Below are 25,638 nucleotides of genomic sequence, written 5' to 3'. Positions count from 1 at the left end.
GAGCGCTCTGTTAGGTTCGCATCATGGCTGAGTTTGTGAGCGTCGAGGTGGCCGACCAGATCGCCACGATCCGTCTCGACCGTCCGAAGATGAACGCGCTCAACGTCCAGGTGCAGCGGGAGCTCGTCGAGGCGGCGCTCCAGGTCGACGCCGACGCCGAGACGCAGGCGGTGATCCTCTACGGCGGCGAGCGGGTCTTCGCCGCCGGCGTGGACGTCAAGGAGATGGCCGACATGTCCTACGCCGACATGTCCACCCATTCCCGTACGCTCCAGGCGTGCTTCACCACGGTGGCCCGCATCGGCAAGCCGGTCATCGCCGCCGTCACCGGCTACGCCCTGGGCGGCGGCTGCGAGCTGGACCTGTGCGCCGACTTCAGGGTCGCGGGCGAGTCGGCCAAGCTCGGCCAGCCGGAGGTCCTGCTCGGGCTCATCCCGGGCGCGGGCGGCACCCAGCGCCTGCCCCGCCTCGTCGGCCCGGCCCGTGCCAAGGACCTGATCTTCAGCGGCCGGCACGTGCCCGCCGCCGAGGCCCTGGACATCGGCCTGGTCGACCGGGTGGTGCCGGACGAGCAGGTGTACACGGCGGCCCTGGAATGGGCGGCCACCTTCGTCGGCGGCCCGAGCGTGGCGCTGCGTGCCGCCAAGCAGGCCGTCGACCAGGGCGTCGAGGTGGATCTCGACTCGGGCCTGGAGATCGAGCGCCTGCAGTTCGCGGGCCTGTTCGCCACCGACGACGCCAGGATCGGCATGCGGGCCTTCGCGGAGAAGGCCAAGCCCAAGTTCACCGGACGGTGACCGCCGGCCCACCGTACGAATCCGTCCCATTGGCGTAGCTCGTCCAAGGGGAAGCGGGTTTGCCAGTATGGTGGCGTTCCATGATGCGCGTCCCGGTCCCCGCCCGGCTGCGTAAAGCCGTGCGTACGTGGTTCGACTCCCGTTACATCTCCGTCGCCGACCACCGGCAGGACATCCGGGACGCGCTCTGGGAGGTCCAGACCCTGCGCAGGGAGATGGCGACCCTCCAGGGGGAGGTCGAGCGGCTGCGGAACCTCCGGCCGCCGGTGGCCGACAAGGCCAGGGCCGACGACACGTACCGGCTGGCTCAGGAGACCGCGAAGGCGCTGGACAACGTGCTCCAGAACGAGGTCCTCGTCTGGCAGGCGATCGACGACCTGAGGGCCCGCGTACCGGGGGCCGCCGAGGGGGGCCGGCCGTGCGCGTGACCTGGTCCGGCGGCAGGCTGACCTTCCGCCTCGACGCCGAGGACGAGATCACCGGCAGGGCGGCCGACGACCATCCCGTCAAGCTGGCCACCAACTCCTGCTCGATCGGCGGCGCGCCCGCCGACGCCCACCCCGACCTGTACGCCGTGGCCGCCTGGACGATCGTGGCGCCCTGGACCAGGCGGCGGATCACGTTCGACCGGGCCGTCTCCGCCGAGGTGGCCGCCGCCCTGTACAACGGGTGGGGCATCGAGGCCGGGCCGGTGGGCGCCGAACCGCGCAGGACCGGTGCCCGGCTCGCGATCTCCTACAGCGGCGGCGCGGACTCCGTGGCCGCCGCGGCCATCCACCCGTCCGCGCCGTTCGTGCACTTCCGCCGGGTGCCGCACCCGAGGGTGCCCAACCGGTGGCCGCACTACCGCTCGGACGTGCTGGCCAAGCTCGCCGAGCGCACCGGCCGCGAGCTCACCACCGTCACCTCCGACCTGGAGTTCACCCTCGCCGAGCCGCGTCCGGGTTATCCCGAGCACCACGCCGTCGCGGCGGGCGCCCTCCTGCTCGCCGACCGCATGAACCTCGGTGGCCTGGCCTTCGGCTATGAACTCGGTTCACGCTGGCTCGGCGGTGACCGCTACTTGTTGCGCTTCACGCCTGACAACCCCATGTGGGCACCGCACGGCGCGTGGGGCCGGTTGTTCGCCGCGGCGGGCGTGCACATCGTGCTCCCGGTGGGCGGGGTGAGCGAGGCCGTCACCATGCGGCTGGCCCTGAACTCCGAGCTCAAGGAGCAGGTCCGCTGGTGCCTGCGCGGCACCGAGGGCCCCTGCCGTACCTGCGGCAAGTGCCTGTACAAGGAGCTGATCCAGGCGGCCGTCGAGCGCCGCCCGCTGGACACCCCCGTCACCGCCGACCGGCCCGTCGCCCGCAAGTGGCTGCAACCGCCCCCGTACGGCGGCCAGGAGATGATCGAGTACGGCCTGGCCCGCGTCCCCGGCATCGAACGGTCCCTGTTCGCCAAGGCGCTGGACCACTTCGAGGCCACCGAGGAGTCCACGAGCTGGCTCGACCACTGCTACCCCCCGGCGATCGAGGAGATCCCCGAGCCGTGGCGCGCGGAGGCGGCCGCCTTCCTGACCTCTCAGGTCGGCCTCATGACCGAGGCCGAGGTGCGGCGGGTGGAGACTTGGGGCGCGTGACCGCTTTCGGGGCGGATCCGGCGAAGTGCGAGGAGTTGACTGCGTGAAGGTCTATCTGTCGGTGGACATGGAGGGCGTGACGGGGTTGACCGACCCCGAGGAGATGCACGCCGGCGGGCGCGGCTACGACCGCGGCTGCGAGCTGATGACCGCCGACGCCAACGCCGCCGTCCAGGGCGCGTTCGACGCGGGCGCCGGATCGGTGCTGGTCAACGACGCGCACGGCTCGACCAAGAACCTGCGGATCGACCTCCTGGACCCGAGGGCCACCCTGATCCGCGGGCCGGGCAAGGCCCAGCGCATGGCCCAGGGCATCGACGGGACGTTCCAGGCCGCGTGCTTCGTCGGCTACCACGCCAGGGCCGGCGTCCAGCACGGCGTGCTCAACCACACGTGGATGGGCAAGGAGATCCAGAACGTCTACCTCAACGGCGACGTGTGCGGCGAGACCCGGCTGGTCGCCGCGTGCGCGGGCTTCCACGGCGTGCCCGTCGTGCTGGTGACCGGTGACGAGGCCGTCGGCGAGGAGGCGCGCGAGCTGCTCGGCGACGTCGAGACGGTCGCGGTGAAGAGCGGGATCGACAAGTTCTCGGCCGAGTTGCTGCCGCCGAGCGTCGCCCAGGCAAAGATTCGTGAGGCGGCGGCGCGCGGGCTTTCGCGGTTGAGCGACTTCACGCCCTATCGGGTGGAGGCGCCGTACACGCTGGGGGTGGAGTGGAACTCCACTGCCATCGCCGCCGCTGTGGCGCTGGTGCCCGGTGTGAAGTCCGTCGGTTCGCGGCACATCGAGTTCACCACTGACGACTTCCGCCAGATCATGGCGCTGTTGGGGATCTTCGCCACCATCGGCGGCCAGGTGGCCTGCGGCAGCGGGCCGTACGGCTGAGCTGCGGCGGGCCCTACGGCTGAGATGTCGGTAACTGCTGATCTAGGGAGCGGGTGACGGTGGAAGGCGCGGCGCTGACCCGGCGGGGGCTGCTCGTCGGGATCGGGGCGGTGGGCGGCGCGGGCGCCATGTACGCCGCCATGGGCGCGCTCGGGCCCGCCCCCTCCGACCAGAACAAGGAGTTCGCCGCGCCACGGCCCGGCGACTTCTCCCTGCGCGGCAAGGGCGCGGCCAAGGTGGTGATACTCGGCGCGGGCGTCGCCGGGCTGACCACCGCGTACGAGCTGGGCAAGGCCGGTTACGACTGCACGCTGCTCGAAGCCAGGGACAAGGCCGGCGGCCGGAACCTCACGCTGCGCGGCGGCGACCGGCTGACCGAGCTGAACGGCCCGGCCCAGGACGTGAAGTTCGGCGAGGGTGTCTACTTCAACGCCGGCCCCGGCCGCATCGCCCCCTGGATGGTCACCCTCGACTACTGCCGGGAGCTGGGCGTCCCGATCGAGACGTTCGTCAACAACAACGCCTCCGCGTACGTCCACACCAACGGCCGGACCGTGCGGGCCCGCACCGCCCGAGCCGACATGTACGGATATGTCGCAGAACTGCTGGCCAAAGCCACAAATATCGGCGCGCTCGACAAGGTCATCACCGCCGACGACCAGCAACGCCTGCTCGAATTCCTCCGCCGGTTCGGCGACCTGGGGCCCAAGCTCGACTACGAGGGCTCGACCCGGCGCGGTTTCACCAAATATCCGGCGCTCGACACCGGCACCCCCATCCCGCCCCCCGGCAGCCTCCACGACGTCCTGGCCGCCGCCACCGGCCGCGCCATCACCAACGACTTCGGCTACGACATGGCCACCCCCATGTTCCAGCCGGTCGGCGGCATGGACGCGATCGTCAGGAAGCTGACCGAGGCCGTAGGGGCCGACCGGATCAGGACCGGCGCCAAGGTCACCAAGATCACGACCCTGGACGACGGCGTCGAGGTGACCTACAGCGGCGGCAGCGTCAAGGCCGACTACTGCGTCGCCACCCTCCCGCCGCACCTGCTCGCCAGGATCCCGCACAACCTCGGCGCCCAGGTCACCAGCGCCCTCAGCACCCCCATACCGGTCTCGGCCGGGAAGATCGGGCTGGAGTACGGCCGCCGCTGGTGGGAACTGGAGGACCGCATCTACGGCGGCGTCACCGAGACCGACCTCGACATCACCCACATCTGGTACCCCTCCCACGGCTACCACTCCGAACGCGGCCTGATCGTCGGCTACTACAACACCGAGCAGAACGCCGACCTGTACGGCTCCCTCACCCCCGAGGACAGAAGGAGGAAGGCCCTCACCCAGGGCAGGAAGATCCACGGCGACAAATACCGCCAGAACCTCCTCGGCAGCGTCTCGATCGCCTGGCACCGCCAGGAGCACATCCAAGGAGGCTGGATGTACTGGCCGTCCTTTGATTCGTCCTTCACTCTTCTGCAACGCCCCGCCGGAAGGGTTTACTTCGCGGGCGACTGGCTCACCCACTTGATCGCCTGGCAGGCAGGCGCCATGGAGTCGGCCCGCAGCGCCGTCACCCTGCTGCACCAGCGGGTGTTGCAGTCCACGTGACGTCGCACGCTGCTCCCGGGACCGGCATAGGGTCGGTCGGGGAGAGCGATCGAGGAGACGAGGATGACGTTGCACTGGGTGCCCGCGACCGACCGCGGCGACCTGCTGGCCGATCCGGTGGCGCTCGCCGTGCCAGGCATCGAGGGTGCCGAGGTGACGGAGATCGACCCGGACCTGGCCGACACGGCCGCCTTCTGCGAGCGCTACGGCATACGGCTGGACGAGTTCGCCAACTGCGTGGTCGTGGCCGCCAGACGCGGCGGTGAGACGCGCTACGCCGCGTGCATGGTGCTCGCGACGATGCGCGTCGACGTGAACGGCGTGGTGCGCAAGCACCTCGACGCCCGGAAGGCGAGTTTCGCGCCGATGGCCGACGCGGTCGAGCTGACCGGAATGGAATACGGCGGCATCACGCCGATCGGGCTGCCCGGCGACTGGCCGATCCTGGTGGACGCCCACGTCGCCGGCCATCCCAGAGTGGTGATCGGCAGCGGCCTGCGCAGGTCGAAGCTCGCCGTGCCGGGAGCCACGCTGGCCGGGCTGAAGGGCGCCGAGGTGCTGTCCCTGACGACCTGAGGTGCCCCGAAGCCGAACTGAAGCCAATTCGAGACCGTTGGATGGGAAACCGATGAGGCCGTATCGGACGTTGTACGACTGGGAATGTGGCCTCATGGTTCATCTCGTGGGCGGGGATTAAGCCGGTATGGTGCTTCATGCCATGAACGATGACCGACTAGGCCCTTACCGGCTGCTCAGGCGGCTCGGTGAAGGCGGGATGGGCGTTGTCCACCTCGCTGTCGACCCTCAGGGGCGGCAGGTGGCGGTCAAGGTCCTGCGCGGAGAGGTCGCCGGCGACGAGGTCGCCAGGCGACGGCTTTCGCGTGAGGTCGAGACCATGCGCCGGGTCCGCAGCAAATTCATCGCGGAAGTGCTCGATGCGGACGTGACCGGTCATCGTCCCTACATCGTCACCCGTTACGTGCCCGGCCGTCCCCTCGACGAGATCGTCAACGACGACGGGCCGCTCGACCTGCCCGCGCTGGTCCGGGTCGCGCACGGCGTGGCCTCGGCGCTGGCCGTCGTCCACTCCGTCGGCGTGATCCACCGCGACCTCAAACCGGGCAACGTGCTGATCCTCGACGGCGAGCCCGTCCTGATCGACTTCGGCATCGCGCAGGCGGTCGACGCGACCAGGCTGACCCAGACCGGCATGTTCATCGGCACGCCCGGCTACCTCGCGCCCGAGATCATCGAGGGCCAGGAGGCGGGCCCCGAGGTCGACATCCACGCCTGGGCGGGCACGCTGCTCTACGCCGGCACCGGCCAGCCGCCCTTCGGCAAGGGCACGCTGGAGATGATCTTCTACAACATCACCGCCGGCAAGGCCGACATCAGCGGCGTGCCGTCCGAGCTTCAGCCGCTGCTCAAGGCGGGCTTCCAGCGCAACCCGGCCAAGCGGCCCAAGGCCGCCGACCTGGCCGAGCAGACGGCCCGGATGTTGCCGCGGCCGCCGCAGGGCGCGCCCGAGGAGATCTCCACCGTGCCGCGGCCCGACGCGCCCCCGGCCGAGGACTACCCGACCAGGCGGCCGCCGTTCCTGGGGGAGAAGCCCTCCTACGACATCTCCACGCCGCCGATGACGCCGCGCCGGCTCATCGAGGGCCAGGAGCAGCCCGTCCCGCCGTCCGCCGACCCGCACTACGTCTCCCTGCTGCCCAACCAGGGCGCCGGGTCGCCCGGCCAGGCGGTGCCCAACCAGGCGGTGCCCGGCCAGGGGCTGCCCGGCCAGGGGCTGCCCGGCCAGGCGCTGCCGGGCCAGGGCGCCGGTGACCCGTGGCCGACCCGCCGGGTGTCGCCGGAGGAACTGCGCCAGATCCAGCGCGAGGCCGGCCCCAGCCAGCCCTGGCCGCAACAGCAGCCCCCGCCGCACCAGCACTCCCAATCGCACGCGCAGCAGTCGTACGCGCAGCCGCAGCCGCAGCCGCAGGTCAACCATTACGAGGCCGACGTGCCCACCCGGCGCGTACGCCCGGACTCGGCCGAGTTCGGCCGCCTCAACGCCGGTCCCGACCATCTGGACCACGGCCGGATGAACGCGGGCCCCGACCAGTCCGACTACGGCAGGCCCGGCCCGATCCCCATGCAGCCGCCGCCCTACATCCCGGCGCAGCAGCAGCAGTATCCGCCCCAAGATTCGCAGGCCAATCACGAGCCGTACGCCCAGGGCGCCCGTCCGGGGCAGCCGTTGCAGCGCTCGAAGGCGTACGGCGTGGCGAGCGCCATGCTGCTGATCCTCCTGATCGTGGCGGCCGTGACGGCGCCCGTCCTGGTGGCGGCGGTGGCGATCCCGATCGCGGTGCTGCTGCGCGCGGCCGACCTGGCCCAGCCCGCACTCAACAGCCGCAGGCCCGCCGGGGCCGCCGCGCTCGACGTGCTCAGGGTCTTCGCCCTGCCCCAGGCGCTGGCCAAGTCGGTGGGCATCACGCTCGCCCTCGTCCTGTACGCCCTCATCCTCGGACTGCCGGTGACGCTACTGCTCAGCGTGGTGGTCAAGATGGACTCGGCCAACGCCCTCGCGTGGGGCGCCGCGGTCGCGCTCTGGACCGTCTGCGCCGGTCCGGGCGTCGAGGGTCCGGGGCGGCAGATGCGCAGAACGCTCTCATCGCTCGTACCCTCGAGAACAGCGGCCATGGCGATGGCGGGAGTGTTGGCGGCGGGCGCCGCGCTCTCGCTGATCCTCGCCTACGGCACGTTCGGGGACACGCCAAGGGGGAGTGTATGGAGTCCGCTGGACGTCACACCCGTGACGAAGGAGCTCACCAGCCTGAAGACGGGCGGCTGAGCCGAGGAAGGTGGCGATGAGCATCCAAGCGCCGGAACGCCTCGGCCCCTACCGCATCGTCAGGAAGATCGGCGAGGGCGGCATGGGGGTCGTCCACCTGGGTCTCGACGGTGAGGGCCGCGAGGTCGCCATCAAGGTCCTCCACCCCCATGTCGCCGCCGACCTCAAGGCCCGCGACCGGCTCACGCGCGAGGTCGAGACCATGCGCCGGGTGCGCAGTCCGCACGTCGCCGAGGTCATCGACGCCGAGCTGGTGGGGGGCCAGCCGTACGTCGTGACCCGCTTCGCCCCGGGTCGCACGCTGGAAGAGACCGTGCTGAGCGAGGGGGCTCTGGAGGCGCGGCAGGTCATCAGGCTGGCCCAGGGGCTGTGCCAGGCGCTGGTCGGGATCCACGCGGCCGACGTGATCCACCGCGACTTCAAGCCGTCCAACGTCATGCTGGTCGACGGCGAGGCGCTGGTCATCGACTTCGGCATCGCCCACCTGGTGAACGCGACCCGGCTGACCCAGACGGGCATGTTCGTCGGCACGCCGGGCTACCTGGCGCCCGAGATCATCCGCGATTCCGAGATCACCCAGGCGGCCGACGTGCACGCGCTGGCCTCGACGGTGTTCTTCGCCGCGACGGGCGCGCCGCCGTTCGGCACCGGGACGTTCGAGGCGGTCTGCTTCAACATCATGGAGGGGCGCGCCCAGCTCGACCGCGCGCCCGCGTGGTTGCGCGGCTGGTTGTCGCGCGCGCTGCGGGTCGATCCCGCCGACCGGCCGGGCGCGCAGGAGCTGCTGCGGATGGCCAGGGCGCTCGACCCGTCGGTGACGACGTTCAACGAGATCGAGGGGCCGACCGGCACCAAGCGCATGGGCGGCGGCACGCGCGCGATGGACACGTTCTCGGACCTGCTGCCGCCGGTCGAGTACCGCAAGCCGGCGCCGCCACCGCCCCCGCCGCCGCCCGCGCGGCGGGAGGAGCGGCCGCCGCCGTACGTGCCCGCGCCGACGTCCGCCCGCCCGGTGCCCCGTACCGACCAGCGGGTGGCGGGCTACCCGGCGCCACCGCGGCAGCCGCCCCCGTACACACCGCCGCCCCAGCCGCGCGGCCACGTGCCTCCGGCGGAGCGGAAGAGATACCTGTTCGGCAGCCAGGTGACCGGGTTGCTGCTGCTGGCCACACTGGTCGCGCTGACCGTCATGATGCCCGTGGTGATGGGCGCGGTGGCCGTCGCGCTGGCACTGGTGCTGCGGGTGGGCGAATACCTCTTCGGCGACATGGTCAAGCGGCGCCAGATCCGCGGCAGCAGCTCGGCCGACCCGCTGCTCGCCCTGGTCGGCACGCCGTGGGCGCTGGTCAAGGCCGCGCTGGTGACGGTGGTCCACACGCCGCTCGCGCTGCTGTTCGGCGCCTGCGTCTGGGGGGCGCTCCACTGGGCCGGCGGGATGGGCACCAACCAGGCCGCCGCCTTCGCGGCGGGGGCGTTCGCGGGTGGCCTGTTCGTGCTGCCGGGCGGCGGCGCGCCGCGCAAGGCCGTGACCCGTACGCTCACCGGCGTGCTGCGCAGCCCCGGAGCGGCGCTGGTCGCGGTCGTCGCGGTGGGCACGGCGGCGCTGTTCGCGGTGATGTTCGCGCTCGGCCAGGACCCGGTGTGGGCACCCTGGCGGGCTCCGCAGAGCGTGATCGACAACCTGGCGAGCGAGGCCAGGCAGAGCACCGTCGGATTGATCACCGGCCTCATCGAAAGTCTGCTCGACGGGCTGGGGTTGGGGTTCCTGACTCCGTGGTCCTGAGTGTCCCCGTCGGCTCGGCGGGGGAGAGGTGAGGTATGAGCGAGCGCCTCGGCCCTTATGAGCTTCTCTCCAGGCTCGGCGCGGGCGGGTTCGGCGAGGTGCACCTGGCGCTCGACGCCGAGGGGCGTACGGTCGCGGTCAAGGTGCTGCATCCCCATGTCGCGGCCGACGGCCTCGCCCTCGCCAGGCTGGCGCGCGAGGTCGAGACGATGCGCCGGGTCGGCGGGCCGCACGTGGCCGAGGTGCTGGACGCCTCGCTGGAGGGCTCCAGACCCTACCTGGTGACCCGGTACGTCCAGGGGCGTCCGCTCAGCGCGGTGCCCGTGCCCGTCGCCGGACTGGGCCCGCTGGCCTCGGGCCTGGCGGACGCGCTGCTCGCGATGCACGAGTCCGGGGTCGTCCACCGTGACCTCAAGCCGGCCAACGTGATGATGAGCGAGGACGGCCCGGTCGTCATCGACTTCGGCATCGCCAGCGCGCTCGACTCGCTGTCGGTCACGGCCTCGGGCGCGGTGGTCGGCACGCCCGGCTACCTGGCTCCCGAGATCCTCGAAGGCGGCGCCGCGGGCGTCGAGGCCGACGTGTTCTCCTTCGGCGCGACGCTCGCCTTCGCCGCGACCGGGCGGCAGCCGTACGGGCAGGGTCCGGCCTCGGCGGTGGCCTACCGGGTCGTGCACCACCCGCCCGACCTGGACGGCGTGCCCGACTGGCTGGCGCCGCTGTTACGCGAGTGCCTGTCCACCGACCCCGCCGCCCGGCCCACGGCCGCCCAGATCTGCGCCCGCCTGGGCGTCGCCCCCGTTTCGCACGTCCCCCAGTCCGGCCCCCACCCGTCCGCCGCGGCGGCGCGCCCCCGGCCCGCGGACGACATGAGCACCAGGGAGTGGCGGCCGGGCGCCGAAGGACATCGCCGGTCGGTGGAGGAGTCGCGGGCCCGGCACCGGGAGAAGGTGCGCAGGCGGTGGCTGATCGGCTCGGGCCTGTTCGTGTCGCTGCTGGCCGCGGCTGCCCGCGAGCCGCTGCCGGAGGTGGCGCTCTTCCTGCTGGCCGCCTACGCGCTGGGCGTCGTGAGCGACGCGGGTGTGGCGCTGTTCTCGCGCGGGCCCCACCGGCGGGCCCGGATGATCGTCGACCTGGCGAGCGTGGCCGGGGCGGTCGGGATGTGTTTCGGGCTGGCCGCGGTGTTCAGCACGTTCACACTTGCCCTGTTCGCGGGTACGGCTCTGGTGGTGGGCATCGTCTTCCTGCTGTCCGCCTGATTCGCCCGGGGTGACACGGCCGTACCGAATAAAGTTCGGTATGGTGGGAACGGACAGGGCTTATCGGGGCCGGTCGCACGGAGCTGCCGGTTTGCGCGTAAGCTACCCATGGGTAACATGACCGCGGGAGCCAGGGTACGACTCTGACCCACCCCGTGTCAGGAGCCCGCCGGGAACCTGGCAGTCTGGTCAGCATTGCATTCGGCGCCTATCGCAGCGACGCGGTGGGCGCACGCGAACACGGGAGGTCGGCCACCGGCCATGAACATCGTCGTCTGCGTGAAGCAGGTCCCCGATACGGCGACCGAGCGCAAGCTGCGGTCCGATGACAACACGCTCGATCGTGACGCCGTCGACGGCGTGGTCAACGAGCTTGACGAGTACGCGGTCGAGGAGGCATTGAAGCTCAAGGAGGCCCACGGTGGCGAGGTGACCGTGCTCACCATGGGTCCGGGCAGGGCCACCGAGACCATCCGCAAGGCCCTGGCGATGGGCGCCGACAAGGCCGTCCACCTGAGCGACGACGCCCTCCACGGCTCCGACGCGCTGTCCACCTCGTACGCGATGGCCCAGGTGCTCAAGAAGATCGGGTTCGACCTGGTCGTCCTGGGTTCGGAGTCCACCGACGCCCGTACCGGCGTGCTGGCCGCGATGCTGGCCGAGCGCCTCGGCACGGCCCAGCTCACGCTGGCCAACAAGGTCGACGTCGAGGGCTCCTCGATCACCGTCCAGCGCCTCACCGACTACGGCTTCGACCGGGTCCAGGCCTCGCTGCCGGCCGTCGTGTCCGTGGTCGAGAAGATCAACGAGCCGCGTTACCCGTCCTTCAAGGGCATCATGGCGGCCAAGAAGAAGCCGGTCGAGACGCTCGCCATCGCCGACGCCGAGATCGACGCCGCGCAGGTGGGCCTGGGCGCCGCCTGGTCCGAGGTGGTCGACTTCGCCGCCGCGCCGCCGCGCGCCGCCGGCACGATCGTCAAGGACGAGGGCGACGGTGGCACGAAGGCCGCCGACTTCCTCGCTTCCAAGAAGTTCATCTGAGAACGGGGGTTTTACTGATATGTCGGAGATTCTCGTTCTCGTGGAGCAGGTCGAAGGCGAGGTCAAGAAGGTCACGCTCGAACTGCTGACCCTGGCCCGCTCGCTCGGCACGCCCGCCGCCGTCTGGGCCGGTCCCGGCCTCGGCGACGCCGCCAAGGCCAAGCTGGCCGAGTACGGCGCCGAGAAGATCTACGACGCCGCGTCCGCCGACATCGTCGACCACGTGGTCACGCTCAAGGCCGAGCTGCTGGCCCAGCTCGTCGCCGAGAAGTCGCCCGCCGCGGTGCTCGTGGCCGCTACGGCCGAGGGCAAGGAGGTCGCCGGTCGCCTGGCCGTCAAGACCGACTCCGGCGTCATCACCGACGCCGTGGGCCTGTCCGAGGGCTTCGTGGCCGACCAGTCGATCTTCGGTGGCGGCGTCAACGTCCACTCCAGGGTGAGCAAGGGCACGCCGATCGTCGCCGTACGCCCGAACTCGACGGCCCCGCAGGCCGCCGCGGGCGCCGGCGCGGTGGAGGCGGTGTCGGTCGCGCTGAGCGAGGTCGCGAAGGCCGCCCGCATCGTCGAGCGCGTCAAGCAGGAGAAGGGCGCCCGGCCCGAGCTGACCGAGGCCGCGATCGTGGTCTCGGGCGGCCGGGGCGTCGGCTCCGCCGAGAACTTCTCCGTCATCGAGGGCCTGGCCGACGCGCTGGGCGCGGCCGTGGGCGCCTCGCGCGCCGCCACGGACGCCGGCTGGTACCCCCACCAGTTCCAGGTGGGCCAGACGGGCAAGACGGTCTCGCCGCAGCTCTACATCGCGGCCGGGATCTCGGGCGCCATCCAGCACCGGGCCGGCATGCAGACCGCGAAGACCATCATCGCGATCAACAAGGACCCGGAGGCGCCGATCTTCGAGCTGGCCGACTACGGGGTCGTGGGTGACCTGCACCAGGTCGTCCCGCAGCTCACCGAAGAGGTCGACAAGCGCAAGTAGGTTCCACGCGAAGGCGGCGCCGCACGACGTGCGGCGCCGCCTTCGGCCGTTCCCGGCAGTTTCACGCGGTCCTCGCGGGCGTGGTCCGGGCGTACGCGCCGGCCCATCCCGCAAGGACGCCCGCCGGCAGCGCGAAGCCGTGCAGGTCGGCCAGGCCGCACAGGGCGATGGAGTTGCCGGCGCCGGGGTCGTTCAGGAGGTAGCCGGCGGCCTCGCCCGCGATCGCGCCCGAGGCGTACAGCAGGAGCCAGCGGCCGGGCCCGAACGCGCGCTCGGCGGCGTAGCCGATCACCGCGAGGAACGCCAGGTTGAACAGGACGCCGAACACGCCGCCGTCCTGGACCACGAGCGCCGTACCCAGCCGCCACCACTCGCCGCCCGAGATCGCGGCCGGGTCCCGCATCCACGCGGGCTCCAGCCCCGGGAGGGCGAACTGGAGGAGGCTGGGAACCGCCGTGACAACGAACACGACAGCGGTGACATATGGCTTGAACACGGCAAGAGCCTCGCACGCCCGCCCTGAATCAGACATGGACGGATGTACGAGGCTTGCCATGACAAATGTCCTACGCGGCGACCTTCACCGGCTCCCGGACGGGAACGGCCGCGAACACCGGCGTCTCCTTGCGCGGCAGGAACCGCGAGGCCACGGCGATCAGCACACCCAGGACGACCGCGATGCCGAGCGCGCCGCGCAGCGAGGTGGCGTCCGACAGGAAGCCGATCACCACCGGGCCGAGCAGCAGGCCCGCGTAGCCCATGGCGCCCGCCTGGGCGATCGCCGGTCCGGGCGTGTCGGTCGCGGTGCCCGCCAGGGACAGCGTCAGCGGCGCGATCGTGGCCACGCCGAGCCCGACGAAGAACATCGCCGAGACCGCCACCAGCGCCGCCGGGGCCATCAGCACGACCGCGAAGAACCCGGCCGTGGCCACGCCCGACACGCCCAGCATGCCGCGTACCCCGAACCTGGAACGCAGCCGGTCACCGCCGAGCCTGGCCAGCAGCATGCCCGCCTCGAACACCGGGTAGCCGAGCGCGGCCAGTGCCTCGGGGGCGCCGAGCTCGTTGCGCATGTAGAGGCCGTTCCAGTCGGCGACCACGCCTTCGACCATGAAGGCGAAGAACATGATCGCGCCGAGCAGGTAGACGATGGCCGGCATGCGGCTCCTGGCCGTGCGCGTGGCCTCCGTCATGGGGGCCTCGGGCAGGTACGTACGCCCGATCAGCACCGCGACCGGCAGCGAGACCAGGGCGACCAGCGCCAGGTTGGCGGTGAACGACAACCCGGCGGCGATCGACAGGCTGCCGAGGGCACCGGCCGAGATGGCGCCGACGCACCAGCCGGCGTGCATGCCGTTCATCAGCGGTCGGCCGTACGCCTGCTCGACGGTGGAGCCCTGGGCGTTCATGGCGACGTCCACGGTGCCGAAGGCCATGCCGAAGAACGTCGCGGCCAGGATGAGCAGGGGCAGGTTGGGGGCGAAGGCGACGGCCAGCAGGCCGACCGCGGTGAGTGGGGCGCCGATCCGCAGAACCGCCCTGCTGCCCGCGCGGGCCATGATCCGTCGCATTGACTGCATGGTCACGAGGGCGCCGAGGCCCCATGCGAGGAGCACCGCGCCGACCGTGGACTCGGACAGGCCGAGTTTGTCGGTCAGGGCGGGGATGCGCACGGTCATCGTGCCCACCATCAGGCCACTGAGGACGAAGGTGAGGATCGCCCCGTAACGGGCCGTCCTCAGGTCGCGGGTCATAAGGCACACCTCTCACAAGCTTGTTATTTCGCCATAAAACGGGCGCTCCTCGTACGGGAGCGCCCGGACAACCATGGGGGGAAGGAGAACTCGAAGGGACGGCGCCACGCGGCACCGGACCACCCCGCTCGTCGAGCGGGGCGGACGGGGGGAGGGTGCGACCGGCTCAGGCAGGTCGGGGGTCACGTCGCGCGGCCGGGCACGCCGTCCGGGCGCGACCGTCAGGGACGCGCGGGGCTCAGCGGCCGGTCGGTGGGACCACGGTCGCAGGGGGACAGGGACCAGGCAGGCCGGGGTACGTCATCGCGAGGTCGCCTCCCGTCACTCCGAGTCCGCCACGGGAGCTTCGGGCGAAGCTCCGACATCGGAACCAGAAGTGACGCCCGCGCATTCCCGGGGCGAAAGTGACCCGCGACACGTTGCGGAACGGGACGGGTCAGCCCGGTTTGAGCAGGGCTCTCAGCCGGGCTTCCAGGGCCTTGAGGTCCGCCTCGGAGTTGAGCTGCGGGTCATGGCTCGCCACGTCCCACAGCCCTTCGCAGGCCAGGCGTACGATCTGGGAGGCCAGCGGGTCGGGCTCGTCGCCCAGCCCCTCGCGGTGCCAGCGGGCCATCGCCTCCCGCAGCGGTGCGAGCAGGAAGAGGTTGCCCGACGCGCCCGTGACGACGGCCCATCGTCGCAGCCGGCCCGAACGCACGGCGGCCAGCGTGGCGCCGAGGTAGCGCTCGGTGTACGTCCCGCCCTCCTGGGCGGCCGTCAGGTCGTCGAACTCTTCGATCAGCCGTTCGACCATGCCCCTGATCAGGGCCTCTTTGGTGCCGAAGTGGTAAAGAAGACCGCCCTTGCTCACGCCGGCCCGGTCGGCCACGGCGGACAGTGTCAGCGCGGCCGAGCCCTGGTCGCACAGGAGATCCTCCGCCGCGTCCAGCAACTCGTCCCTTCTCATACCGCTACTGTACCGTCCGGACGGTACAGTAGCAAACGAGATACCCTGAGCGGGTGACACGACCGTCGGCCTATCTTGATCATGCGGCGACCACGCCGATGCTGCCCGAAGCGATCGAGGCCATGACGGAGCAACTCAAACGCGTCGGCAACGCCTCCTCGCTGCACGCCGCGGGCCGTCAGGTGCGCAGGGTCGTCGAGGAGTCCCGCGAGACCATCGCCGACGCCCTGGGTGCCCGGCCGAGCGAGGTGGTCTTCACCTCGGGCGGCACCGAGGCCGACAACCTCGCCATCAAGGGCCTCTACTGGGCGCGCAGGCCGCGGCGGCGCATCCTGATCAGCTCCGTCGAGCACCACGCCGCCCTCGACCCCGCCGCGTGGCTGGCCGACAGCCAGGGCGCCGAGGTCGAGCTGCTCGACGTCGACGAATACGGCCGCGTCCACCCCGACACGCTGCGCGCCGCCATCGAACGCGACCCCGACGGCGTCGCCATGATCAGCGTCATGTGGGCCAACAACGAGGTCGGCACGATCCAGCCCGTCCACGTGCTGGCGGCCGTCGCCCACGACCACGGCATCCCGTTCCACACCGACGCGGTGCAGGCGATCGGGCTGCTGCCGGTGTCGTTCGCCGACTCGGGCGCCGACGCGCTCACGCTGACCGGCCACAAGGTCGGCGGGCCGATGGGCGTGGGGGCGCTGCTGCTGGCCAGAGGGCTGACACCGGTGTCGGTGCAGCACGGCGGCGGTCAGGAGCGCGACGTACGCTCGGGCACCCTCGACGCGCCCGCCATCGCGGGCCTCGCCGCCGCCGTCCGGACCTCCGTGAAGGAGCAGGAGGCCCTGGGCCGCCGCCTGACGTCGCTGCGCGACGAGCTCATCGAGCGTGTACGCCAGGCGGTCCCCGACGTCGTGCTCAACGGCGACCCGGTCAACCGCCTGCCCGGCAACGCCCACTTCTCCTTCCCCGGCTGCGAGGGCGACGCGCTGCTCATGCTGCTCGACGCCAAGGGCGTGGAGTGCTCGACCGGCTCGGCCTGCTCGGCGGGCGTGGCCCAGCCCTCGCACGTGCTGCTCGCGATGGGGGCCGACGCCGCCGCCGGCCGCGGCTCGCTCAGGTTCACCCTCGGCCACACCTCGACCAGGGACGACGTCGACCGCCTGATCGAGGTGCTGCCCGCGGCCGTCGAACGCGCCCGCAGGGCCGGGCTCAGCTGAGGAAGGGGGAGACCGCGGTCCAGGCGGGGTCGGTGGCCACGTCGACCCGCGGCTCGCCCTCCTCCCAGCTCACGATCAGCTCCTTGGCGTGGATCGACGCCTCGGAGGTCGGGTCGGCGTAGACGTGGATGACCCGGTGGCCCGCTGCGCTCAGGTGGGCGGCCAGCAGGGCGTCGTCACGCAGCTTGAGCAGGCGGGTGGCCAGGCGTTCCTCGAAGTCGCGCAGCGCGGTCAGCGAGTCGCCGACCGGCAGGCCGTTCTCGTCGCGGTGGGCGTACGGGAGCGTGATCTCGATGTGCTGGTCGAACAGCGGATGGTCGACGGGCCGCAGCGGGAAGCGGGCGGTGGCGACCAGCGGCGCGCCCTCGCCGGTCTGGCCTTCGAGCAGCACCCACTCCTCGTCCTGGTAGCCCGAGGCGAGGTCGGCGACCACGGCGGGCACGTGGACGGCGGCGACCGCGTCGATCGGCTCGTGCGTGGCGGGTGTGATCTCGCCCACCCACCTGGCGACGTCGTCCTCGCCCAGCAGCCAGTCGAGGGCGAGCAGCGCCGCCTCCAGGCGGGTCTCCTCGTCGAGCTCGGCGAAGATCGGGTGATAGGCGGACACGTCGACCCGCGGCTGGTTGCGCGGCACGCGCAGCCCGAACTTCAGCTTGTCGAGCGCGAACTCGAAGCCGCCGACGTCGAGCGTCAGCTCCAGCGCCTGCGGGTTGGCCTGGCGCGACGGGTGGAACTCCCACAGCAGGTCGGCCGGCGGTGCCGCCCTGGCCCAGCGGTGGGCCAGCGAACGCAGCTCGGCGTCGCCGGCCGCGGTCACCACCAGGATGTGCGCGGCGTTCCTGCCGGGCGCCACCTCCCAGACCAGGCCGGGATCGAGCGCGGCCACCGCGGGGGCGACCAGCTCCTCGATGCCCTCGGCCGTGCCCGCCGCCACCAGCGAGTCGAGCCGTGGCCTGGCCTCCTGCCACCACACCCAGAACTCGGCGACGCCGTCGCCGGGCCCGTCGGCCTCTTGCTCTTCGTCCTTGCGCCCGAACAGTCGCATGCGCTGAATCCTTCCAGACGGAGCCGATGGCCGCGCACTCCCCGCCGGACAGTACGCTGGAACGGTCATGGGACTGCGTGTGCTTGCCGCCATGTCGGGCGGCGTCGATTCCGCCGTGGCCGCCGCCCGGATCGCCGAGGCCGGTCACGACGTCACTGGTGTGCATCTGGCCTTGTCGGCCAACCCTCAATCCCACCGTACGGGCGCGCGAGGCTGCTGCACGATCGAGGACTCCCGCGACGCGCGGCGGGCCGCCGACGTGATCGGCATCCCGTTCTACATCTGGGACATGGCCGAGCGTTTCCAGCGCGACGTGGTGGAGGACTTCGTGGCCGAATACGCCGCGGGCCGCACACCCAATCCGTGCCTGCGGTGCAACGAGAAGATCAAGTTCGAGGCGGTGCTCGACCGGGCGCTCGCGCTCGGCTTCGACGCGGTCGCGACCGGCCACCACGCCAAGTTGTCCGGCGGCGAGCTGTCCAGGAGCGTCGACCAGGGCAAGGACCAGTCGTACGTGCTGGGGGTGCTCACCCGTGAGCAGCTCAGCCACGCGATCTTCCCCCTCGGCGACTCCACCAAGGCCGAGGTGCGCGAGGAGGCCGCGCGGCGCGGCCTGACCGTCGCCGACAAGCCCGACAGCCACGACATCTGCTTCATCGCCGACGGCGACACGCGCGGTTTCCTGGCCGGCCGGCTCGGCGCCGAGCAGGGCCCGATCGTCGACCAGGAGGGCGCGGTCGTGGGCACCCACCAGGGCGCCCACGGTTTCACGGTGGGCCAGCGCAAGGGCCTGCACATCGACCGCCCGGCCGCCGACGGCAGGCCGCGCTACGTGTTGTCGATCGAGCCGGTCTCCAACACGGTCACGGTCGGCCCGCGATCGGCACTTGAGGTCACCTCGATCACCTGCGCCCGCCCGGTCTGGAACGGCCCGTCCCGCTTCGACGACCTGACCGTGCAGCTCAGGGCCCACGGCGAGGTCTACGCCTGCCGCTTCGACGAGATCGACGGCGGCCTGCGCATCGACCTCGACCGCGCGGCCACCGGCGTCGCCGCGGGCCAGGCGGCGGTGCTCTACTCCGGTGACACCGTCATCGGCTCGGCCACCATCGTCTCGGCCGCCTAGGGCAGGGTCACCGACTCGCCGACCTTGAGCCGGCGCATGTCGGCGCCCTGCTTCTCGGACTCCAGCTCCAAATAGGTGTCCACCAGCGACAGGCCGATGTCGTTGAGCAGGCCGTCATGCGTGGAGAACGCGCGGGCCGGCCGCACTGTGCGCAGGTATTCGACCATCTCGCTGAGCTTCATCCAGGGGGCGTTGGTCGGCGCCAGGAGGGTGGGCACCTCGACCCCGGGCAGGGTGAGCGCGTCACCCGGATAGAACACCTCGTCGTCGAGCATGAAGCCGACATTCGATACGACAGGCGCGTCCGGGTGGTTCTTGGTGTGCCACTCGCCGAACGCCTTCACCCGGAAACCGGCCGCCTCGAACGAGTCGCCGTGCCGGACCACCTCGACCTTGACCGGCACGTCCGTCAACTGGGCCGCGACGCCCTCGCAGGTCCAGACCTCGATGCCGGCCGGGGCGGCCTTCAGCTTGTCGATGTCGAAATGGTCGAAGTGCTGGTGGGTGATGAGCACCGCGTCGACCCCGTCGAGCACCGGCTCGTCCGAGAACGTGCCCGGGTCGATGACCAGGATCTTGCCGTTCTTCTCAAGGCGTACGCAGGCGTGCGTGAGTTTGGTGAGCTCCATTCGGCAGAGCCTACGCTTGTGACCATGTCTACGTGGGAAGCCACCGGGGTCGGTTCGCATCCGGGTGAGGATCATCTTGAGGCGATCCGTGTCGTGTTCGGCGAGGTGCCCGGCCTGCCGTACCTGCCAGAGTTGCCGGCCCGCGGGGTCGGCGGCGACATGATCGGCAGGACGGCCGGGCTGCTGGTCGACCTGCCGGTCGAGGTGCAGCCGTCCGGGTGGCGGCTGGCCGACCGGCCGGGCCGCGACCACCATCGGGCCGTCGATCACCTGCGCCGCGACCTCGACGGGCTGGAGGAGGTCGGCCACGACTACTCGGGGCCGCTCAAGCTGCAGGTCTGCGGGCCGTGGACGCTGGCCGGGGCCCTTGAGCTGAAGTTCGGCGACAAGATGCTCTCCGACGCGGGGGCCGTGCGCGACCTGGTCGCGTCGCTGGCCCAGGGGGTCGCCGACCACTGCGCCGAGGTGCGGCGGCGGCTGCCGGGCGTCACCGAGATCGTGTTGCAGCTCGACGAGCCGGGGCTGCCCGGCGTGCTGGCGGGCACGGTGCCGACGGCCTCGGGGTTCGGGCGGCTGGCGGCCGTGGAGGAGTGGCGGGTGGAGGAGTCGCTGAAGCTGTTCCCCGACCCGGTGGTCCACTGCTGCGCGCGGGGGGTGCCGTACGCGCTGCTGCGGCGGGCCGGGGTGCGGGGCGTGTCGGTCGACGCGGCGCTGCTGCGGCGCAGGGACGACGAGGAGTTCGGCGAGCTCTTCGAGGCCGGCGTCGCGTTGCTGCTGGGCGTCGTGCCGGGCAGGGACGTCGCGCTGCCGGACACCGGCGTGGTCGCCAGGCCCGCGGTGGAGTTGTGGCGGCGGCTCGGGTTCGCGCCCGACGGGCTGGTCGGGAAGGTCACGCTGACGCCCGCGTGCGGTCTCGCCGGGGCCTCGCCCCGATATGCGCGGGCGGCGCTGGCGGCCTGCCGGAAGGCCGCCCAGGTGCTCAAGGACGATCCGGCAAGCGGGATGCAAGGCGGGTGAGTAACGTCCGGTTCATGATTGTTCGCGCTCTGGCCGCCGGTGCCGCCATGCTGATCGCGTCCGCCTCGATCGCCGTTCCCGCCAGTGCCTCGGCCAACCCCGAGACGTGGAGCTGGGGGTCGATCTACTCCGCCGACCGGGCAGGGAAGGCGAAGGGGCAGGTCCTGCTCGACCGGCCCGGGTTCGTGGTGAGCGGCAAGCTGTACGACTTCCCCGGGCGGCCCGGGTGCTCCTGGCTGCAGTTCCGCTGGGAGAAGGACGGCGGCGGCAAGGGGCACAAGACGTACCGCAACTGCTCGGGCACCCGGCCGCTCGAGTTCTCGGTCGCGACCGGCTACATGCTCTCCATCGAGGGCCGGGTCTGCCGGGGCACGGCAAGGAAGATCACCGGTAACTGCTCGGTCTGGGAAGGCGTCTGGGCCCAGGGCGGCTGACCCGCGAAGTCGTTCCTGTCGGAGCCCGGCGGTAGCGTTTCCTCAGCGTGTTGGACGTGGAAGGAGACCCTGCGTGAGCGAGCGTGACACCGAGGTCGGGGGCGTGCCCGTGGCCGCGCTCAAGCGGCATGCCGAGCTGAGCGAGCAGGTCGAGGACGCGCGCTGGCGCTACTACGTGCTCGACCAGCCGACGGTCAGCGACGCCCGGTTCGACGAGTGGTTCCGCGAGCTGCTCGCGCTGGAGGAGGCCCACCCCCCGCTGCAGACGCCCGACTCGCCCACCCAGAAGGTGGGCGCGCCGGTCTCGGGCGACTTCGCGAAGGTCAGCCACCTCAACCGCATGGAAAGCCTCGACAACGCCTTCAACGAGGCCGACATGGCCGCCTGGATGGCCCGGGTCGAGCGGCTGGCCGAGCGTGATCCGGGTCCCTACCTGTGCGAGCTGAAGATCGACGGGCTGGCCATCGCGCTGGTCTACCGCGACGGCAAGCTGGAGCGCGGCGCGACCCGTGGCGACGGGCGCGTCGGCGACGACGTCACGGCCAACGTGCGCACGATCAAGGGCGTGCCCCACCGGCTCAAGGGCGAGGGCGTCCCGAGCCTGGTCGAGGTGCGCGGCGAGGTCTACATCCCGGTCGAGGGCTTCCAGCGGCTCAACGAGCAGCTCGTGGAGCAGGGCAAGCCGCCGTTCGCCAACCCGCGCAACTCGGCGGCCGGCACCCTGCGGCAGAAGGACGCGCGCGTCACCGCGCAGCGGCCGCTGCGCATGCTCGTCCACGGCATCGGCCTCTGGGAGGGCTCGGCCGTGCCGCGCGCCCAGTCGGAGGTCTACGAGCGGCTGCGCGAGTTCGGGTTGCCGGTCAGCGACCTGTTCCAGGTGGTCCCCGGTCTCACCGGGGTCGACGGGTTCATCGAGCACTACCGCGTCCACCGGCACGACCCGGCGTACGAGATCGACGGGGTCGTGGTCAAGGTCGACGACTTCCGCATGCAGCGGGAGCTGGGGTCCACCTCGCGCGCCCCCCGGTGGGCGATCGCCTACAAATACCCGCCGGAGGAGGTCAACACCAAGCTGCTCGACATCCAGGTGGGGGTCGGCCGCACCGGGCGGGTGACGCCGTACGCGGTGATGGAGCCCATCGTGGTCGCGGGCTCGACCGTCGAGCGGGCCACGCTGCACAACGCCGCCACGGTGATCAAGAAGGGCGTGCTCGTCGGCGACACCGTGGTGCTGCGCAAGGCGGGCGACGTCATCCCCGAGATCGTCGGCGCGGTCACGGCGTTGCGCGACGGGTCCGAGCGGGAGTTCGTCATGCCGACCCACTGCCCCGAGTGCGGCACCGAGCTGGCGTACGAGAAGGAGGGCGACGCCGACCTGCGCTGCCCCAACGCCCGCAGTTGCCCCGCGCAGATCCGCGAGCGCCTCTACTTCGCGGCCGGGCGGCGCGCGCTCGACATCGACGGGCTGGGTTACGTCGCGGCGACCGCGCTCACGCAGCCGGTGCCGCCGCAGGAGCCTGTGCTGCGCACCGAGGCCGACCTGTTCGACCTGACGATCGAGCAGCTCATGCCGATCCGGTCGGTCGTCCGCGACCAGGACACCGGCCTGCCCAAGCTCGACCCGGAGACCGGCGAGCAGAAGGTCGTCTCCCTGTTCGCCAACCTCGACGGCGGCCCCAGCCAGGCCGCCCGCACGCTGGTCGAGGAGCTCGACCGGGCCAAGGCCGCGCCGCTGGCGCAGGTGCTGGTCGCGCTGTCGATCCGGCACGTCGGCCCGCCGACGGCCCGCGACCTCGCCGAGGCCATGAGGTCGATCGACGCCATCATGGACGCCTCCGAGGAGGAGCTGGCCTCGGTCAAGGGCATCGGGGCGCGGGTGGCGACGACGATCCGCGAGTGGTTCGAGGTCGACTGGCACCGGGAGATCGTCGAGCGGTGGCGGGCGGCCGGAGTGCGGATGGACGACGGTCCCGCGCCGGAGAAGACGGAGCCCCAGATCCTGGAGGGGCTGACGTTCGTGGTCACGGGCACGTTGGAGGCGTACACGCGGGACACCGCGTCCGAGGCGCTGACCAGCCGGGGCGGGAAGGTGGCCGGGTCGGTGTCGAAGAAGACGTCGTTCCTGGTGGCGGGGGAGAACGCCGGGTCGAAGTATGACAAGGCGGTCGGGCTCGGGGTGCCGATCCTGGACGAGCAGGGGTTCGCGGTGCTGCTGAACGAGGGGCCGGAGGCGGCGGCGCGGGCGGCGGTCACCGAGGAGCCGTAGCGGCGTCCGGGGCCCGGTTCGCGTCCCGCAGGGGGGGTTGCGGTTGGGCTCTGGTTTGGTGGCCTCGGGGATGGGCGCGGTACGGGTGGGGGATCAGAATTGTGTACGCGCTGTCGATGTCCGCGCTACCCAGGGTGGTTTTTGGGTATATGTCGGAAAGGAGAAGTGACGGAACGTACGCAATCGGTTTCGTGAAGTGGGGTGAAGGTCGTACCCTCCCATAGTGACCTAATGGGGGTTCTGTTACCGATGACTGACCCAACCGACACCCGCGACACCGGCCCGCGCGTCGGCACGCCGCTCTGGGCGTTCCTCGCGGGCATCACCGTGATCGGCTTCACCGCGCTGATCGTGGCCATGCTCAGGCTGGATCCGGTCGCGCTGGTGGAGCTGGCCCGCACGCCGCTGTTCTGGGTGCTGGCGGTTCTGGTGGTCCTGGGCGAGCTCAGGCCCGTCATGGTGTCCTCCGCGACCGCGGTGGGCGGCACCTACCCGTCCACCATGTTCACCTTCGCGGTGCTGCTGCACTTCGGGCTGCCCACCGCCGTGCTCATGCAGGCCGTCGCCATCGCCATGAACAGCGTCGTGACGCGCAAGGCGTGGCATCGGGTCATGTTCAACGTCGCTCAGTCCACTCTCGCGCTGACCGGCGCCGCCGTGATGCTCGGGCTGTTCGGCGTGGTGCCCAGCCCGGCCGTGCCGTGGACGCCCGAGGGGGGCGACCTGCCGGCGATCACGCTGGCCGGAGTGGCCTACTTCGCGACCAGGGCCGCGCTGGTGTCCGGGGCGGTCGCGCTGCACGAACGGCGTTCGATCGTCCGGGTGCTGAAGGTCACCGCGGGGCCGCAGGGGCTCGTCTACACGGCGCTGCTCGGCCTCGCGCCGCTGGTCGTCGTGGTGATGGACCATTCGCCCGGCCTCGTCCCGCTCTTCGTCGCCCCCCTCGCCGCCGTCTACTTCACCGCCACGCTCTCCATGCGCCGCGACCACCAGGCCCTGCACGACGAGCTGACCGGGCTGCCCAACCGCAAGATGCTCATCGTCAGCACCGAAGAGGCGCTGGCCGAGTCCCGCCAGGACGAGCGCGTCGGGCTGTTCCTCCTCGACCTCGACCGGTTCAAGGAGGTCAACGACACGATGGGCCATCCGGTGGGCGACCGCCTGCTGCAGATGGTGGCCCACCGGCTCACCCATTCCGTACGTCCGGGCGACGTGGTGGCCCGGCTCGGCGGCGACGAGTTCGCCGTGCTGCTGCCCTCGATCCGCGACGCGCACGCCGCCAGAGAGGTGGCGGCCAGGCTGCGTGCCGCCCTGACCGAGCCCGTACGCCTGGAGGGCATGAGCTTCGACCTCGACGGCTCGGTCGGCATCGCGCTCTACCCCGACCACGCCCCCGACTTCGAGCTGCTGCTGCAACGTGCCGACGTGGCCATGTACCTGGCCAAGGAGGGGCGTACCGGTGTGGAGCTCTACCAGCCCGACAAAGACCGTAACTCGCCCGAACGCCTCAACCTGCTGGGCGACCTGCGCCGCGCCATCGACAACAGCGAGCTCCAGCTCCACTACCAGCCCAAGGTCAGCCTGGCCGGCGGCGCGGTGACCGGGGTGGAGGCCCTGCTGCGCTGGTGCCATCCGGTGCACGGCTCGATCCCGCCGTCGGACTTCGTCCCGCTGGCCGAGCAGACGTACCTGATGCGCCAGCTCACCGAGTACGTCATCGAGGCCGCGCTGGAGCAGGCCGCCCGCTGGTGGCACACCGGCCTCCAGGTGCAGATCTCGGTCAACATCTCCGCCCGCGACCTGCTCGACGCGGCGCTGCCGGAGCAACTGGAGGTGGGCCTGACCAGGTACGGCCTGCCGCCGTCCGCCATCCAGCTGGAGGTCACCGAGCGCATCCTGACCGGCGACCAGGCCTACACCCAGGAGACCATCAAGGCCCTGGCCGCGCTCGGCGTCCCGCTGTCCCTCGACGACTTCGGCACCGGCTACTCCTCGCTGATCAGACTCCAGCGGCTGGCGGTCTCCGAGGTCAAGATCGACGCCTCGTTCGTCCGCCGCATCGCCGATTCCGAGGACGACGACCGGATCGTCCGCTCGATCGTCGACCTGGTCCGGTCGCTGGGCCTGCGTTCGGTGGCCGAGGGCGTGGAGTCCGACGAGGTCGCCCTGCGCCTGGCCGAGATGGGCTGTGACCTGGGCCAGGGCTGGTTGTTCTGCCAGCCCATGCCCGCCGCCGACGCGACCGCCTGGCTCGGCGACCGCTTCGCCCCGGCCCCCGGGATCGAGTACGGCTACCAACCAGAGGTCACCCAGACGGCATGACCTGTTACAGGTCTCTAGTTCGTCGAAGTACACTTCGTCGAAGTACACTTCGCTGTCTCTGGGGGGC

22 protein-coding genes are annotated in these 25,638 nt (G+C 71.5%); 17 read left to right on the top strand and 5 right to left on the bottom strand.

All coding sequences use genetic code 11. The annotated features are described in order from the left end of the window. Positions 1 to 23: 23 nt before the first annotated feature. The 11 genes from DMB42_RS24050 to DMB42_RS24000 all read left to right on the top strand — a co-directional run bounded on the left by DMB42_RS24050 (position 24) and on the right by DMB42_RS24000 (position 12,815). Positions 24 to 797: an enoyl-CoA hydratase/isomerase family protein gene (locus tag DMB42_RS24050; protein ID WP_125637230.1), complete on the top strand. Its 774-nt coding sequence runs from the start codon at positions 24 to 26 to the stop codon at positions 795 to 797. Positions 798 to 877: 80 nt separating this feature from the next. Beyond that, positions 878 to 1,225 carry a hypothetical protein gene (locus tag DMB42_RS24045; RefSeq protein ID WP_125637229.1) on the top strand — a complete coding sequence of 116 codons (348 nt, stop codon included), beginning with the start codon at positions 878 to 880 and terminating at the stop codon, positions 1,223 to 1,225. Then, positions 1,216 to 2,421 (top strand): DUF6395 domain-containing protein, encoded by a 1,206-nt coding sequence (locus DMB42_RS24040; protein ID WP_125637228.1) that lies wholly within the window; start codon positions 1,216 to 1,218, stop codon positions 2,419 to 2,421. Before DMB42_RS24045 ends, DMB42_RS24040 begins: the two co-directional genes overlap by 10 nt. 43 nt (positions 2,422 to 2,464) lie before the next feature. Further along, positions 2,465 to 3,307: a M55 family metallopeptidase gene (locus DMB42_RS24035; RefSeq protein ID WP_125637227.1), complete on the top strand. Its 843-nt coding sequence runs from the start codon at positions 2,465 to 2,467 to the stop codon at positions 3,305 to 3,307. A 53-nt stretch (positions 3,308 to 3,360) separates the two neighbouring features. Further along, on the top strand, positions 3,361 to 4,917 hold the full coding sequence (locus tag DMB42_RS24030) for a flavin monoamine oxidase family protein (protein WP_260477898.1): 1,557 nt from the start codon (positions 3,361 to 3,363) through the stop codon (positions 4,915 to 4,917). Positions 4,918 to 4,980: 63 nt separating this feature from the next. Beyond that, a complete protein-coding gene (locus DMB42_RS24025) occupies positions 4,981 to 5,493 on the top strand; it encodes a YbaK/EbsC family protein (RefSeq protein WP_125637226.1) in 513 nt (170 codons plus the stop codon). Between the two features lie 127 nt (positions 5,494 to 5,620). Beyond that, positions 5,621 to 7,759, top strand: coding sequence for a protein kinase domain-containing protein (locus DMB42_RS55135; protein WP_312024754.1), 2,139 nt, complete (start codon positions 5,621 to 5,623; stop codon positions 7,757 to 7,759). A gap of 16 nt (positions 7,760 to 7,775) precedes the next feature. Then, positions 7,776 to 9,542, top strand: coding sequence for a serine/threonine-protein kinase (locus DMB42_RS56030; protein ID WP_125637225.1), 1,767 nt, complete (start codon positions 7,776 to 7,778; stop codon positions 9,540 to 9,542). A gap of 35 nt (positions 9,543 to 9,577) precedes the next feature. Beyond that, positions 9,578 to 10,801, top strand: coding sequence for a serine/threonine-protein kinase (locus tag DMB42_RS24010; protein WP_125637224.1), 1,224 nt, complete (start codon positions 9,578 to 9,580; stop codon positions 10,799 to 10,801). Positions 10,802 to 11,062: 261 nt separating this feature from the next. Next, positions 11,063 to 11,842 carry an electron transfer flavoprotein subunit beta/FixA family protein gene (locus DMB42_RS24005; RefSeq protein ID WP_125637223.1) on the top strand — a complete coding sequence of 260 codons (780 nt, stop codon included), beginning with the start codon at positions 11,063 to 11,065 and terminating at the stop codon, positions 11,840 to 11,842. A 19-nt stretch (positions 11,843 to 11,861) separates the two neighbouring features. Further along, a complete protein-coding gene (locus DMB42_RS24000; protein WP_125637222.1) occupies positions 11,862 to 12,815 on the top strand; it encodes an electron transfer flavoprotein subunit alpha/FixB family protein in 954 nt (317 codons plus the stop codon). 61 nt (positions 12,816 to 12,876) lie between these two features. Here DMB42_RS24000 and DMB42_RS23995 read toward each other — a convergent pair whose 3' ends face one another. From DMB42_RS23995 to DMB42_RS23985, 3 genes are all read right to left on the bottom strand, one after another. Then, positions 12,877 to 13,311, bottom strand: coding sequence for a rhomboid family intramembrane serine protease (locus DMB42_RS23995; protein WP_185844833.1), 435 nt, complete (start codon positions 13,309 to 13,311; stop codon positions 12,877 to 12,879). A gap of 70 nt (positions 13,312 to 13,381) precedes the next feature. Beyond that, positions 13,382 to 14,569: an MFS transporter gene (locus DMB42_RS23990; RefSeq protein ID WP_125637220.1), complete on the bottom strand. Its 1,188-nt coding sequence runs from the start codon at positions 14,567 to 14,569 to the stop codon at positions 13,382 to 13,384. Positions 14,570 to 15,005: 436 nt separating this feature from the next. After that, the gene (locus tag DMB42_RS23985; RefSeq protein WP_125637219.1) at positions 15,006 to 15,515 is read right to left on the bottom strand and encodes a TetR/AcrR family transcriptional regulator; all 510 of its coding nucleotides are present in this window, start codon (positions 15,513 to 15,515) and stop codon (positions 15,006 to 15,008) included. Between the two features lie 53 nt (positions 15,516 to 15,568). Here DMB42_RS23985 and DMB42_RS23980 point away from each other — a divergent pair, with 53 nt between their 5' ends. Then, the gene (locus DMB42_RS23980) at positions 15,569 to 16,732 is read left to right on the top strand and encodes a cysteine desulfurase family protein (RefSeq protein WP_125637218.1); all 1,164 of its coding nucleotides are present in this window, start codon (positions 15,569 to 15,571) and stop codon (positions 16,730 to 16,732) included. Here DMB42_RS23980 and DMB42_RS23975 read toward each other — a convergent pair. After that, the gene (locus DMB42_RS23975; protein ID WP_125637217.1) at positions 16,725 to 17,777 is read right to left on the bottom strand and encodes a DUF695 domain-containing protein; all 1,053 of its coding nucleotides are present in this window, start codon (positions 17,775 to 17,777) and stop codon (positions 16,725 to 16,727) included. The two genes, DMB42_RS23980 and DMB42_RS23975, sit on opposite strands and share 8 nt — an antisense overlap. A 67-nt stretch (positions 17,778 to 17,844) precedes the next feature. Between DMB42_RS23975 and mnmA the strand changes: the two genes are divergently transcribed. After that, on the top strand, positions 17,845 to 18,903 hold the full coding sequence (gene mnmA / locus DMB42_RS23970) for a tRNA 2-thiouridine(34) synthase MnmA (RefSeq protein ID WP_185844832.1): 1,059 nt from the start codon (positions 17,845 to 17,847) through the stop codon (positions 18,901 to 18,903). Here the strand turns inward: mnmA and DMB42_RS23965 are convergent. Further along, on the bottom strand, positions 18,900 to 19,532 hold the full coding sequence (locus DMB42_RS23965; protein WP_125637216.1) for an MBL fold metallo-hydrolase: 633 nt from the start codon (positions 19,530 to 19,532) through the stop codon (positions 18,900 to 18,902). The two genes, mnmA and DMB42_RS23965, sit on opposite strands and share 4 nt — an antisense overlap. A 24-nt stretch (positions 19,533 to 19,556) precedes the next feature. On the opposite strand from DMB42_RS23965, the gene DMB42_RS23960 reads away from it, so the two are divergent. The 4 genes from DMB42_RS23960 (at position 19,557) to DMB42_RS23945 (ending at position 25,571) form a co-directional block, all read left to right on the top strand. Beyond that, complete coding sequence (locus tag DMB42_RS23960; protein WP_125637215.1) at positions 19,557 to 20,549, top strand: methionine synthase; 993 nt, start codon at positions 19,557 to 19,559, stop codon at positions 20,547 to 20,549. 14 nt (positions 20,550 to 20,563) lie between these two features. Then, on the top strand, positions 20,564 to 20,983 hold the full coding sequence (locus tag DMB42_RS23955; RefSeq protein WP_125637214.1) for a hypothetical protein: 420 nt from the start codon (positions 20,564 to 20,566) through the stop codon (positions 20,981 to 20,983). 73 nt (positions 20,984 to 21,056) lie between these two features. Then, complete coding sequence (gene ligA, locus DMB42_RS23950; RefSeq protein WP_125637213.1) at positions 21,057 to 23,249, top strand: NAD-dependent DNA ligase LigA; 2,193 nt, start codon at positions 21,057 to 21,059, stop codon at positions 23,247 to 23,249. 249 nt (positions 23,250 to 23,498) lie between these two features. After that, positions 23,499 to 25,571 (top strand): bifunctional diguanylate cyclase/phosphodiesterase, encoded by a 2,073-nt coding sequence (locus tag DMB42_RS23945; protein ID WP_125637212.1) that lies wholly within the window; start codon positions 23,499 to 23,501, stop codon positions 25,569 to 25,571. Positions 25,572 to 25,638: the final 67 nt, after the last annotated feature.

It is taken from the genome of Nonomuraea sp. WAC 01424 (assembly GCF_003947315.1).
Taxonomy (GTDB): domain Bacteria; phylum Actinomycetota; class Actinomycetes; order Streptosporangiales; family Streptosporangiaceae; genus Nonomuraea; species Nonomuraea spiralis.
The sequence above is the reverse complement of the archived record's forward strand: the minus strand, read 5'-3'. Positions and strand labels throughout refer to the sequence as shown.

Bases quoted from the DNA above. Each gene is read 5' to 3' on its own strand.
- DMB42_RS24050 (WP_125637230.1), top strand. From the start codon at position 24: ATGGCTGAGTTTGTGAGCGTCGAGGTGGCCGACCAGATCGCCACGATC.
- DMB42_RS24045 (WP_125637229.1), top strand. From the start codon at position 878: ATGATGCGCGTCCCGGTCCCCGCCCGGCTGCGTAAAGCCGTGCGTACG.
- DMB42_RS24025 (WP_125637226.1), top strand. From the start codon at position 4,981: ATGACGTTGCACTGGGTGCCCGCGACCGACCGCGGCGACCTGCTGGCC.
- DMB42_RS55135 (WP_312024754.1), top strand. From the start codon at position 5,621: ATGGTGCTTCATGCCATGAACGATGACCGACTAGGCCCTTACCGGCTG.
- DMB42_RS56030 (WP_125637225.1), top strand. From the start codon at position 7,776: ATGAGCATCCAAGCGCCGGAACGCCTCGGCCCCTACCGCATCGTCAGG.
- DMB42_RS24010 (WP_125637224.1), top strand. From the start codon at position 9,578: ATGAGCGAGCGCCTCGGCCCTTATGAGCTTCTCTCCAGGCTCGGCGCG.
- DMB42_RS24005 (WP_125637223.1), top strand. From the start codon at position 11,063: ATGAACATCGTCGTCTGCGTGAAGCAGGTCCCCGATACGGCGACCGAG.
- DMB42_RS24000 (WP_125637222.1), top strand. From the start codon at position 11,862: ATGTCGGAGATTCTCGTTCTCGTGGAGCAGGTCGAAGGCGAGGTCAAG.
- DMB42_RS23990 (WP_125637220.1), bottom strand. From the start codon at position 14,569: ATGACCCGCGACCTGAGGACGGCCCGTTACGGGGCGATCCTCACCTTC.
- DMB42_RS23985 (WP_125637219.1), bottom strand. From the start codon at position 15,515: ATGAGAAGGGACGAGTTGCTGGACGCGGCGGAGGATCTCCTGTGCGAC.
- DMB42_RS23975 (WP_125637217.1), bottom strand. From the start codon at position 17,777: ATGCGACTGTTCGGGCGCAAGGACGAAGAGCAAGAGGCCGACGGGCCC.
- mnmA (WP_185844832.1), top strand. From the start codon at position 17,845: ATGGGACTGCGTGTGCTTGCCGCCATGTCGGGCGGCGTCGATTCCGCC.
- DMB42_RS23965 (WP_125637216.1), bottom strand. From the start codon at position 19,532: ATGGAGCTCACCAAACTCACGCACGCCTGCGTACGCCTTGAGAAGAAC.
- DMB42_RS23960 (WP_125637215.1), top strand. From the start codon at position 19,557: ATGTCTACGTGGGAAGCCACCGGGGTCGGTTCGCATCCGGGTGAGGAT.
- DMB42_RS23955 (WP_125637214.1), top strand. From the start codon at position 20,564: ATGATTGTTCGCGCTCTGGCCGCCGGTGCCGCCATGCTGATCGCGTCC.
- DMB42_RS23945 (WP_125637212.1), top strand. From the start codon at position 23,499: ATGACTGACCCAACCGACACCCGCGACACCGGCCCGCGCGTCGGCACG.